Below are 11,480 nucleotides of genomic sequence, written 5' to 3' on the forward strand. Positions count from 1 at the left end.
ATGAAACGCTACCTTTGGCCACGCTCGCCACTGGCGTGGGTTGTCATTGCCGCCGTCATTTTCTTGGTGCTGGGTACCGTGGTGCCGCCGCTGTATAACAATCAGACTCGGCCGCTGGCCTTCGACCAAAACATCAACACCGTCACCGCGCCGTCGTCAGGCGTGTGGATGGAAGCGCCCGAATTCATCGCCGGGGCCAAAGCCTCCGGCGATAGCAAGGACCCGCAGTGCCAAGAAAAGCAGGCGCCCATGTGGTGCTACCTGCACCACGACCTGCTTACTATCGAGCGCAATACCACCACCTCTGAGGTGGCAGAAGATGATGCGCTCGCTAACTCCGATTCGCTCTCTCGCCTGCTCGCCGGCGATACTCCCCTTGCCCAAATCACCGAGCATTCCGTGTTGAACCGCGAGTCCACCTACCCAGTTGCTGCGCCAAAGGATAAATGGAAGTTTGTGCTACCGGCGCTGGATACCGGCATGGCCCGCACCGACTTCGAGCGCGATGGAATCAACTACTTCTTTCCCTCCGGTACCGAGCAGCGCTCCTATCCGTTTTTCGATCTAGCGACGCAATCCTCCACGGCGGTGGACTTCACCACGACGGAAAAGCTCGACGGTATCCCCACCTATTCTTTCCACCACGATATCCAGCCCATTTCCTTGGCTGATATGCGCAAGAGCATTACCACCGAGGTCGATACCGGCACTGGCGATAAGCAACTAGCGGCCGAGGATTTCCGCATCTCCGGGCCGGCAAAGCGGTTCTACGACGCCGAGTCGCGCGAACTCCTCGGCTTAGATGCCACTGACCGAGTCACGGTGGAGCCCTTCTATACCATCGGCCGCGATATCTCCGTCGAGCCCACCACCGGCACCATGGTGGACCTGCGCGAGAACATCAAGATCTTCTTTGCCGCGGACGAAAAGCAAGCCGGCACCATGGTGGCGAATGACGATACAGAAGACCGCTCCATCTTCGCCGCCGATCTGCGCTGGTCCGATGAGACCCGCGCGGAGCGCCTTGATGAGGTACGTCCGGTCATTCGCACCATTCGCGCCTTGATGGTGGTCGGCTGGGCCGGCAAGGCCATCGGCGTTGGTCTATTGCTCTGTGCCGCCTATATGTACATGCGCCGCCACCGTGAAGGCTAGGCGTCTTTTACTCCTCATCTGGGGCACCCTCCTCGTGGCCGCGGTGTGCTGGCCCTTTGCCTTGCCCGGCGAGTTCTTGTGGCGCGATATGGCGTTGCTTGACCATCCGGCGCTTTCCCCTTCTGCCTTTGGTGGCGGCAGTCTGCCCGCCCGCAATGCACCGCAGGACGGTTTCCTTGCTCTCGGGGGCGGCGCGTGGGCGGCACGGGTGCTCATTTTTGCCGCCGCCGCGTCCTCCGCGCTCACCGCGGCGCGCTGGGCACGCTCTACAGTCGCCGCGGTGAGCGCGATGGCGGTGGCGGTGGCCAATCCCTTCGTCATCGAGCGTCTCCTGCAGGGCCAGTGGTCGCTTGCGGTGGCTGCGTGGCTGCTGCCGGTCATCGCGTGGGCAGGAAGGAGGCACAGCTGGGTGGCGTGGCTGGCCATGTGGGGAGCATCGCTTACCCCTACGGGCGGGCTCTTTGCCGTGGTGACCGCGGCGGTGACCTGCCGCAAGCGGGTAGCCCTCGGCGGCGTGGTTTTGTGCTTGCCGTGGGCCATTCCGGGCATGTTCAATCCCGCCGCGCCCGGCGATAGCGCAGCGGCGGTGGCCGCGTTTGGCCCGCGGGCAGAAGACTACGTCGGCACCGCGGGCGCGCTGCTGCGGCTCGGCGGCATCTGGAATGCGGAAGCGGCCATCGGGTTCGCCGTGTGCGGCGTCATCGTGGCGGTCATCGCCCTGTTCGGGGCGTGGCGAGTTTCCGCGCGGTTAAGCGTCCTCGCGGCGATAGGGCTCGGCGGGGCGATGTTCTTCTGGCTGGTTCCCGGCGCTCTAGTGTGGTCCATCGATCACGTACCGGGGGCGGCGCTGCTGCGCGATAGCGGGAAACTGACCATGTTGGCGTTGCCGCTCTATGTTGCCTCGCTGGGGGCGCTGCCGAATCTGCCGGCGGCACTGGCCACCGTGGCGGCGACCGTGCAGCTGCTGCCCGTTCCGGGACGCCTCGCGGTGCTCGCGCCGCGAGATACGGGAGTAGATGAGCAGTTGGTGCGCGCGATTGACGGCCGCGTGGCCTTCTTTCCGGAGCGCGCCAATCTTGTGGAGGTACCCAGAGGCGTAGCCGTCGACCCGTACTCCAAGGCGGTGGCCATGGTGGAATCAGGAGAATTGAGCGTAGACGGGACCGTGGTGGACCAAGCCTCGCCGCACTACCGGGCGGCGCTGCGCGCGTGGGAAGAGCAGGATATGAATCGTCTGGCCGAGATCGGCGTCGGTGTGGTCGTGGTGGACGGTGCCATTGCCGCGGAAACGAACGCGCCGCGGCCGCAGGTTCCGTGGGCGCTTACCGCTTTGTGGATGGCGTGTCCGCTACTAGCCCTTGCAGCAATTCCGCGAACTGCTCGCCGGTCTTCTCCCACGAGAAGCTAGCGGCAAAATCCCGCGCGTTGGAGCCGAGGGTGCGGCGAAGGGGGGCGTCGGCAAGCAGCTGCTTGGTGGCCGCCACGAAATCCTCTTCGCGCTCTACTAGGATGCCGGTCTTGCCGTTGATAACGCTGTCACGCAGGCCAAATGTATAGCCAACGGTGGGTATCCCATGTTGGGCCGCCTCCATTACTGCCAACCCCCAACCCTCTTTGCGCGAGGGCATGAGCAAGGCATCGGCTCGGGCCAGCAAAGCGTGCTTATAGTCCTCGGTCACCTGGCCGCGAAAGCGCACGCGATCGCTCACGCCATGCTCCTCGGCATAGGCACGCAGGTTAGCCTCCCACCAGCCGGAGCCGATGACGTCCAAGACCGCGCCCGGGGTCTGCGCCACCGTATCCATGGCATGCTCGATCTGTTTATGCGGCACTAGGCGCGAAAGCGTGACTAGATGCACCTCGGCCTCTCGTTCCAAGGAAGGAACGTGATCCGGAACCGGGTCCAGGCCATTGGCGATGATGTGCGCGCCCTTAATGCCCAGCGCCTCTAAATCCTCGCGGGAGGCCTCAGACACGGTGACATAGGGAGCGCCGCGGTAGACGCGCGGGGCCACTCGGGACTCAAGGAACCAACCAAGCCGACCGAGGAGAGGGCCCGCCACCGGCCACTGTTCGCGGTGGCAATGGTGAGTAAGCAGCACCGTCGGTGCTCCAGACACCAGGCGAGCGAAGAAGGGGATGCCGTTTTGGGTATCGATTACCGCATCCACTCCGCGCAGGTCTCCCAACCCCAGGCGGCCGGCCAACATCGCCGCCCAGGCACGCGGATACACGCCGAATTTGGCGCCACCGCGGCTATAGCGCACGCCGTCGCGCACCTCCCGGCGCGCGGCATTCATGTGCTTGGAGGTGCGAAAGACCACCTCGTGGCCCTGGGACGCCAGGTACTCGCCCACGCGCTCCAAGTAGCGCTCCGAACCACCGCCTTGCGGGTGGGTGGTATCGCGCCAGCATAGTAAAAGAATCTTCATCGTGAGGTATTAGCCTAGTGGGTTATGAGACATACCCGTGAGATGGCCACGCTCCGCCGCTCCATTCAGCTGCTGCGTTCCTTCCGCTTTGAGCAGACGCGCCCGGAGATTTTCTACGGCGGGCTCGCGGAGGATACGGCCGCGCTGGTGGATAACCTCGGCCGCGACTTGGGCGTGCAGCTTTTCGGAGCACGGGTGCTCGATGTCGGCGGCGGACCGGGCTATTTTGCGGACGCCTTTTCCCGGCGCGGCGCCCGCTATGTGGGATTGGAGCCAGATGCCGGCGAGATGTCTGCGGCCGGCATCCATTTAAGCAATTCCGTGCGTGGCGATGGCACCAACCTGCCCTTTGCCGATAATTCCTTTGACGTGGTCTATTCCTCCAACGTGGCCGAGCACATCCCCAATCCCTGGGATATGGGCGAGGAGATGCTGCGCGTAACCCGCCCCGGCGGACTTACCATCCTGAGCTACACGGTGTGGCTCGGCCCCTTTGGCGGCCACGAGACCGGCCTGTGGGAGCACTACATTGGGGGTGGCTTTGCCCGCGATCGCTATACCCGCCACCACGGCCATCCGCCCAAAAATGTCTTTGGCACTTCGCTTTTCGACGTCCCCTGCTCCGCCGGCCTTGCCTGGGCCCAGCGCACCGGCGCGCTCCAACTCGCCTTCCCCCGCTATCACCCCAGCTGGGCTTGGTGGCTCACCCGTGTGCCAGGGGTGCGGGAATTCGCGGTTTCTAACTTGACGCTAGTGCTGCAAAAATAGCACCCAACAACAGTGCTGTCGCTGGGTGCTATTGAGCTTAGAGCTTAAGAGGCGTTCTCTACACGCTCCTTCAGGGCGTGGAACTGGTCCCACACCTCGGACGGCACGCGGGAGCCCAAGAAGTTGAGGTAGCTGGCGTTATCCTGCATATCGCCTTCCCAATCCTTCGGGTTGACGGCAAGAGCGGCGCGAACATCCTCGATATCGAAGTCGATGCCCTCGAGGTCGATATCCTCGGCGCGGGCGGTGTGGCCCACAACGGTTTCCTCGGCCTCAACGTTGCCCTCAATGCGGTCAATGATCCACTTGAGCACGCGGGAGTTCTCCCCGAAGCCCGGCCACAGGAAGCGGCCGTCATCGCCACGGCGGAACCAGTTAACCAGGAAGATAGACGGCATGCGGTCGCCACCCTTTTCACCCATATCGATCCAGTGCTGCAGGTAGTCACCGGCGTTGTAACCAATGAACGGCAGCATAGCCATCGGGTCGTGGCGCAGGGTGCCGACGCTACCTTCTGCGGCAGCGGTCTGGCCGGAAGCCAGCAGAGCGCCGATCATGGTGCCATGGTTCCAGTCAAAGGCCTGGGTTACCAGCGGGACGGTGGTCTTGCGGCGGCCGCCGAAGAGGATGGCGTCGATCTTCACGCCCTGCCAGTCGTCATACTCTGGTGCGGCGCTCGGGCACTGGGAAATCGGCACGCAGTAACGAGAGTTCGGATGCGCAGCCTTAGTGGAGGAAGACGGAGTCCAATCCTGACCGGTCCAGTCAATGAGGTGCTCTGGCGCCTCCTTGGACATCTCCTCCCACCAGACATCGCCGTCGTCGGTCAGCGCAACGTTGGTGAAGATGGTGTTGCCCGGCTCCATGGTCCGCATGGCAATCGGGTTGGAATCGTAGTTGGTACCAGGAGCCACACCGAAGAATCCATTTTCCGGATTTACGGCGTAGAGGCCATCCTCACGCAGATGCAGCCAGGCAATATCGTCGCCGACAACTTCAGCCTTCCACCCCGGGATGGTTGGGGTAATCATGGCCAGGTTGGTCTTGCCACATGCCGAAGGGAAGGCAGCTGCAACGTGGTACTTCTTGCCTTCTGGGTTGGTGAGCTTCAAGATGAGCATGTGCTCAGCCATCCAGCCCTCTTCCTTGGCCATAACCGAAGCGATGCGCAGCGCATAGCACTTCTTAGCCAGGATGGCGTTGCCGCCGTAGCCAGAACCGTAGGACCAGATTTCCTTAGTTTCAGGGAACTGGGTGATGTACTTAGTGTCATTGCATGGCCACGCCACATCTTCTTGGCCTGGCTCTAGCGGGGCGCCCACGGAGTGCAGGGCGTGGACAAAGTTGCCGTCAGCGCCGATTTTCTCCAAGGCTTCCGCACCCATACGGGTCATGATGCGCATGGAGAGCACCACATAAGCGGAGTCAGTCAGCTGCACGCCCAGCTTTGGTTCCGGATCGCTAATAGGGCCCATGCAGAAGGGAACCACGTACATGGTGCGGCCCTTCATGGAACCACGGAATGCCTCCGTCATCTCTTCCTTCATCGCAGCTGGCGGCGCCCAGTTATTGGTCGGGCCGGCGCCATCTTCATTCTCGGTACAGATGAAGGTGCGGGATTCCACGCGGGCGACGTCCGAAGGATTGGAGCGAGCCAGGTAGGAATTAGGGCGCTTTTCCTCATTCAGCTTGATAAGCGTGCCCTTTTCCACCAGCTCTGCGGCCAAACGGTCAGCCTCGTCCTGGGAGCCGTCTACAAAGACCACCTGGTCCGGCTGGAAAAGCTCAACGTTCTCGCTGATCCAGCCGATAAGCTTTTCGTTTTTAGTCGGCAGCTCTCCGACGAGCCCTGGGATAGTGGCGGTCATTAGTAATTCTCCTGAGGGTGGGTGTGAAAATTGGGGAAATAAAGCCCCAACTGTGCCTTCCACCTCAAGATTAACGTGCTTGTCCGAATAATTTGCGCAGATTTTGTCACACCGGTTATATCCACCGCGTTTACCAGAACTTCACCAAGCGCAACCACAGATACTGTGTTAAAAATCGCCTTTTCCCATCCCCCTGTCTGGGGGTCTATTCCCCTCCCCAGCGGCAACCAAAACAATCATCTTCCACCCCCAACCGGGCCCACTGGTTATACCCGGATTACCCTCGCCACACGTGACCCACGGCGCGGCGTATTGCTTGGCAAGGCTAAGCAGGGAAAAATAGGCCGCAATGAATAACACAGATAACTCTCAAAACATCCGCGCTGGAGAAATGCCTCCAGGGCGCCCACCACAGACCGACTTCAATGCCGTATTCGACAACGAGCTTGACTACCCACGCCTAGGCAACGTCACCTTCCGCCGCGGCACGCTGACCGAAAATCAGCATGAGCTTTTTGAAAAGCGCTGGCCAGAACTAGGCCGCACACTGGAAGACGAGGTCATTGACCTCGACGCCTGGTTTGGCCGCAGCGGCGCCAAGACCATCGTGGAAATTGGATCCGGCACGGGTACCTCCACCGCCGCCATGGCGCCGAAGGAGGCCGATACCAATATCATCGCCGTCGAGCTCTACAAGCCGGGCCTGGCCAAGCTACTGGGCCAGATCGAGCGCGAGGGCATTGACAATATCCGCATGATTCGCGGCGATGGCATCGAGGTCATGGTGCGCATGTTTGCACCGGAATCCCTTGATGGCATCCGCGTCTTCTTCCCAGATCCCTGGCCAAAGGCCCGCCACCACAAGCGCCGCATCATCCAGTCGGGCACACTCAACCTTTTTGCTTCCCGCCTGAAGAAGGGCGGCGTGCTGCACGTTGCTACCGACCACGCCGGATACGCCGAGTGGATCGATGAGCTTGTGGACGTAGAGCCGAGCCTGGATTACAAGGGCTGGCCGTGGCCAGAGTGCCCGCAGTTGGTGGACCGTCAGGTCATCACCAAGTTTGAGGGCAAGGGCCTAGATAAAGAACACGTCATCACGGAGTATCTCTGGGAGAAGAAATAAATGAGCACCTACCTACTTGTCTGGGATGCGCCCAATATGGACATGGGCCTAGGCTCCCTGCTCGGCGGCCGCCCCACCGCCGCACACCGCCCGCGCTTCGACGCCATCGGCCGCTGGCTGGTACACCTTGCCCAGGACGTTGATGCGGAACCGCGCGCCAATGTCTTTACTAATGTCACCCCGGGCGGCGCCGATGTCATCCGCCCATGGGTAGAAGCCATCCGCAACGTGGGCTTCGGCGTTTTTGCCAAGCCCAAAATCCACGAAGACGACGACGTGGATCCGGATATGCTTGACCACATCGAAAGCCTCCGTGAGGATCTAGCCGGCGTGATTGTTGCTTCCGCCGATGGCCAGAATTTCCAGGAACCTTTGGAAGAGCTCATGGCGGAAGGCCTTCCGGTAACAGTCCTCGGTTTCCACGAGCATGCCGCGTGGGCCGTAGGCCACGCAGATATCAATTTTGTGGACTTGGAAGATATCGAGGGTGTATTCCGCGAACCGCTACCGCGCGTGAACCTGGATAACCTGCCCGAGGGTGGTGCATGGCTGCAGCCATTCCGTCCCCTGGCTGCGCTGCTTAATAACCGCTAGGAGGCTGCCCCAATGTTTGAAAAATGGGGACGTTTTTCCTATGCGCACCGCCGGCTCATCCCCGCCATCATCGTCGCCGCCATCCTTGCGCTCTTCATCGGCTTTGGCTTACAGCTCGAAGACCGCATGAGTCAGGAGGGCTGGGAGGATCCCAATGCGGCGTCGACAAGCGCGGCCCAAATCGAGCAGGAAGCATTCGGCCGCGATAACTCCGGCGATGTCATCTTGCTCTTCCACTCCCCCGATGAGAACTTCGACGCCGCCAAGCAGCACTTGGCGCAGTTGAAATCGGAGTATCCGGACCAGATTGACTCCGTGACCAGCTACTTCGACACGAAGAACCCGAACCTGGTCAATGCTGATCATTCGCTGGCCTTCGCCTCCATCGGGCTCAAGGGTGATGATGAGCAGACGCTGAAGGATTTCCGCGCCATCGAGGGCGCGCTCACGGATACCACCGCACCGGTGGAGATTGCGGGTGCCACCGCAGTTGCTGATGCCCTGGATGAGGGAATGTCCCACGATATCTCCCGCGCCGAAAAGGCCGCCCTTCCACTGGTAGGCATCCTCCTGCTGGTGGTCTTTGGTTCCGTCGTTGCGGCCTGCATGCCGCTGGTGGTCGGCGGCCTCTCCATCTTGGGCTCTTTGGGCATCCTGTCCATCCTGGCCGGGTTCTCGCAGGTCAATGTCTTTGCCCAGGCCGTCGTCACGCTGCTGGGCCTCGGCCTAGCCATCGATTATGGCCTCTTTATGGTTTCGCGCTTCCGCGAGGAGCTGGACAAGGGCCGCTCCACCGAGGAGGCCGTGGCCACCACCACCGCAACCGCCGGCCAAACCGTGGTTTTCTCCGCGGCCATGGTCGCCGTTGCGCTCTCCGGCCTCTTCCTCTTCCCCCAGGCCTTCCTGAAGTCCGTGGCCTATGGCTCCATTTCCGCTGTGGGGCTAGCAGCACTGCTTTCGGTCACCGTGCTGCCCTCCATTTTTGGCATGCTCGGCCCCAAGATCGATACCTGGTCTGTACGCCGCACCTCTAGAACGGCACGCACGATTCAAGACACCTGGTGGTACAAGCTGCCGCGCTGGGCGATGCGCCATGCCCGCGGGCTAACCATCGCCGTGTGTGGCCTGCTCATCGCATTGACCCTGCCTATCATGAGCATCACCTTCGGCGGCATCAACGAGTCCTACCTGCCACCGGACCAGGACACCCGCGTGGCACAGGATAAATTTAACGAAGAATTCCCCGCCTTCCGCACGGAGCCAGTCAAGCTCGTTGTGGAGAATGCATCGAACCAACAGCTTGTCGACGTCGTCATGCAAGTCCGCGGCCTCGAAGGCCTCACCGAGCCCATGGCGCCGACAACGGCAACCAAGGAGGGAACCACCGTCCTTTCCGCCGGCATTAAAGACCGCGATGATTACGCGAAGATTGTCCACGAACTGGAGCAAATAAAGGCACCCGAGGGCGTAAACCTTTATGTGGGCGGCACGCCTGCCATGGAAGTGGAATCCCTTGATGCGCTGTTCCACAAGCTGCCCTGGATGGCACTCTACGTGGTGCTGGCCACGTTCCTGCTCATGGCGCTGGTATTCGGTTCCTTTGTGCTGCCGCTCAAGGCCATCGTGATGACGCTTTTGACCTTGGGGGCTACGCTGGGCATCTTGACCCTGATGTTCGTTACTGGCCTTGGCTCGAGCGCTCTCAACTTCACCCCTGGCCCCCTCATGAGCCCCATCTTGGTGCTTATCATCGCCATTGTTTACGGCCTGTCCACCGACTATGAGGTCTTCTTGGTCTCTCGCATGGTGGAGGCGCGACGGCGTGGCGCTTCGACCGACGAGGCCATCGCGGCCGGTACCGCGCATACGGGCGGCATTATTACCGCGGCGGCGCTCATTATGATCGTGGTCTCTGGCGCGTTCGGCTTCTCCGATATCGTGATGATGAAATACATCGCTTATGGCATGATTTTTGCCCTGCTTATCGACGCCACCATTGTCCGCATGCTCCTCGTTCCCGCCGTCATGCACCTGCTGCGCGAAGATAACTGGTGGGCACCTAGCTGGCTGCGCCACGCCACCACCGTTTTGACCGGCGGTGCAAGACACCGCGGCAAAACTATTCCCTTCTCTGAGCTCAAACAACGCCTCGAAGGAGATAAATAAGTGAAAAACTGGCTGCGGCTTATCGCCTCGCTCATCGTCCTGCTTATCCTGATTTATGTCTTCCGCGATGAGTTGGACTTCCTGCGCAAAGGCTTCTCGCGGCTGTCTCATTCCGACCCAGCCGCGGTAGCACTGGTAGTCGTCGCCTCTATTCTGGCGGTCCTTGCCATGGGTGAGGTTATGCGCTTGCTCATTCGCGCCGGCGGCGTAGATGTGCCGGCCTCGGAAACGTCCGCCCTTACGCTGGCGGCTAATGCTTGGTCCACCACGCTTCCAGCGGGCCCGGCCTTTTCCGCCATCCTCACCTTCTACGTGCAACGCACGTGGGGTGCTTCCGTCATGCTCTGTGGTTGGTTCTTCGTGCTGTCTTCGGCCATTTCCACCATGTGGCTCGTACTCATCGGCTTAGGCGGCGTACTCTTCCTCAATGCCGATATGGCACTGTGGTCCCTCATTGGCACCTTGGTGCTCATGCTGGCACTCTCCGGCGGCCTTTTCTGGCTGACCAATCACCCAGATACCATCATTCGCTGGCTTAACCGCCAGAGGCTCATTAAAGGCTCCAAGCGCGAAGCCCTCGTGGACCAGGTGAAGAATCTGGAAGAGGTTCACCTCACCCGCCGGCAATTCGCCTGGGTTTCCTTTTACTCCCTGGCCAACCGCCTCATCGATATGGTCTCGCTGTGGGGCTGTGTGTGGGCCGTAACCGGCCACCTACCTGCCCTGCACGCGGGTGAGGACACAACGACTATGGCCGGCGTAGCACTGGCGTATCTCACTGCCAAGCTGGCCGGCTCCACCCAGGTCACGCCCGCCGGCCTCGGTACAGTAGAGGCCGCCATCATTGCCACCCTGGTTGCCACCGGTATGACCGCGGTGGATGCAACCGGGGCGGCAATCATCTATCGCCTGATTTCCTTTGCCCTGATCACCATCATTGGCTGGATAATCTACTTCTGGCACTATGCTCGCAAGGGCATTACCTACGCCGCCTTGAATCGAAAGGAAAACGCATGAGAACCGCCCCCATCATCGATATCATCGCCCTGATGCTCTTTGCTGTGGCCGCCCGCCTCGCCCACGGCGGACTAAGTTTTTCCACTTGGGTTGATGCTTTCTGGCCCTGGGCCATCGGCGCGCTCCTCGGCTGGGCTATCATCCTAGCCGCCAAGGTGCAGGGAAAGTGGAAAGAAGGCGGCATCGTCTGGTTAAGCACCATCGTGGGTGGCATGGCCCTGTGGATGCTGGTTAATGACCGCCTGCCGGACTGGCGCTTCCTCATCGTGGCAACCGTCATGTCCGCGCTATTCTTCTTTGGCTGGCGGCTTTTCGCCCGCAAATAAAAATGAGGAGGGTTTAACCCTCCTCATT

At 61.1% G+C, this 11,480-nt stretch carries 10 protein-coding genes; 8 read left to right on the top strand and 2 right to left on the bottom strand.

Annotated elements, in window-relative coordinates:
- Both MHX61_RS01395 and MHX61_RS01400 read left to right on the top strand, forming a co-directional pair.
- Nucleotides 1-1,155 (top strand): DUF3068 domain-containing protein, encoded by a 1,155-nt coding sequence (locus MHX61_RS01395; RefSeq protein WP_239191784.1) that lies wholly within the window; start codon nucleotides 1-3, stop codon nucleotides 1,153-1,155.
- Nucleotides 1,145-2,563 carry a hypothetical protein gene (locus MHX61_RS01400; protein WP_239191787.1) on the top strand — a complete coding sequence of 473 codons (1,419 nt, stop codon included), beginning with the start codon at nucleotides 1,145-1,147 and terminating at the stop codon, nucleotides 2,561-2,563. Before MHX61_RS01395 ends, MHX61_RS01400 begins: the two co-directional genes overlap by 11 nt.
- On the opposite strand, the gene MHX61_RS01405 is transcribed toward MHX61_RS01400, so the two are convergent.
- Nucleotides 2,478-3,587, bottom strand: a complete 1,110-nt coding sequence (locus tag MHX61_RS01405; protein WP_239191790.1) for a glycosyltransferase family 4 protein — start codon at nucleotides 3,585-3,587, stop codon at nucleotides 2,478-2,480. The genes MHX61_RS01400 and MHX61_RS01405 overlap by 86 nt on opposite strands.
- Nucleotides 3,588-3,611: 24 nt before the next feature.
- Between MHX61_RS01405 and MHX61_RS01410 the strand changes: the two genes are divergently transcribed.
- Nucleotides 3,612-4,355 (top strand): bifunctional 2-polyprenyl-6-hydroxyphenol methylase/3-demethylubiquinol 3-O-methyltransferase UbiG, encoded by a 744-nt coding sequence (locus tag MHX61_RS01410; RefSeq protein WP_239191793.1) that lies wholly within the window; start codon nucleotides 3,612-3,614, stop codon nucleotides 4,353-4,355.
- Nucleotides 4,356-4,399: 44 nt separating this feature from the next.
- Here MHX61_RS01410 and MHX61_RS01415 read toward each other — a convergent pair whose 3' ends face one another.
- On the bottom strand, nucleotides 4,400-6,223 hold the full coding sequence (locus MHX61_RS01415; protein ID WP_239191795.1) for a phosphoenolpyruvate carboxykinase (GTP): 1,824 nt from the start codon (nucleotides 6,221-6,223) through the stop codon (nucleotides 4,400-4,402).
- Nucleotides 6,224-6,572: 349 nt separating this feature from the next.
- Between MHX61_RS01415 and trmB the strand changes: the two genes are divergently transcribed.
- Genes trmB through MHX61_RS01440 form a run of 5 tightly spaced genes read left to right on the top strand, consistent with a single transcriptional unit; the run spans nucleotide 6,573 to nucleotide 11,452 of the window.
- Nucleotides 6,573-7,349, top strand: coding sequence for a tRNA (guanosine(46)-N7)-methyltransferase TrmB (gene trmB / locus MHX61_RS01420; RefSeq protein ID WP_239191797.1), 777 nt, complete (start codon nucleotides 6,573-6,575; stop codon nucleotides 7,347-7,349).
- Nucleotides 7,350-7,943: an NYN domain-containing protein gene (locus MHX61_RS01425; protein WP_239191799.1), complete on the top strand. Its 594-nt coding sequence runs from the start codon at nucleotides 7,350-7,352 to the stop codon at nucleotides 7,941-7,943. It abuts the gene before it with no gap.
- Nucleotides 7,944-7,955: 12 nt separating this feature from the next.
- Nucleotides 7,956-10,109, top strand: coding sequence for an MMPL family transporter (locus MHX61_RS01430; protein WP_239191801.1), 2,154 nt, complete (start codon nucleotides 7,956-7,958; stop codon nucleotides 10,107-10,109).
- Nucleotides 10,110-11,126, top strand: a complete 1,017-nt coding sequence (locus tag MHX61_RS01435; RefSeq protein ID WP_239191803.1) for a YbhN family protein — start codon at nucleotides 10,110-10,112, stop codon at nucleotides 11,124-11,126.
- Nucleotides 11,123-11,452: a DUF3054 domain-containing protein gene (locus MHX61_RS01440; protein ID WP_239191806.1), complete on the top strand. Its 330-nt coding sequence runs from the start codon at nucleotides 11,123-11,125 to the stop codon at nucleotides 11,450-11,452. Before MHX61_RS01435 ends, MHX61_RS01440 begins: the two co-directional genes overlap by 4 nt.
- The last annotated feature ends 28 nt before the right edge of the window (nucleotides 11,453-11,480 follow it).

The organism is Corynebacterium sp. ACRPF, from assembly GCF_022347395.1.
GTDB lineage: Bacteria > Actinomycetota > Actinomycetes > Mycobacteriales > Mycobacteriaceae > Corynebacterium > Corynebacterium tuberculostearicum_D.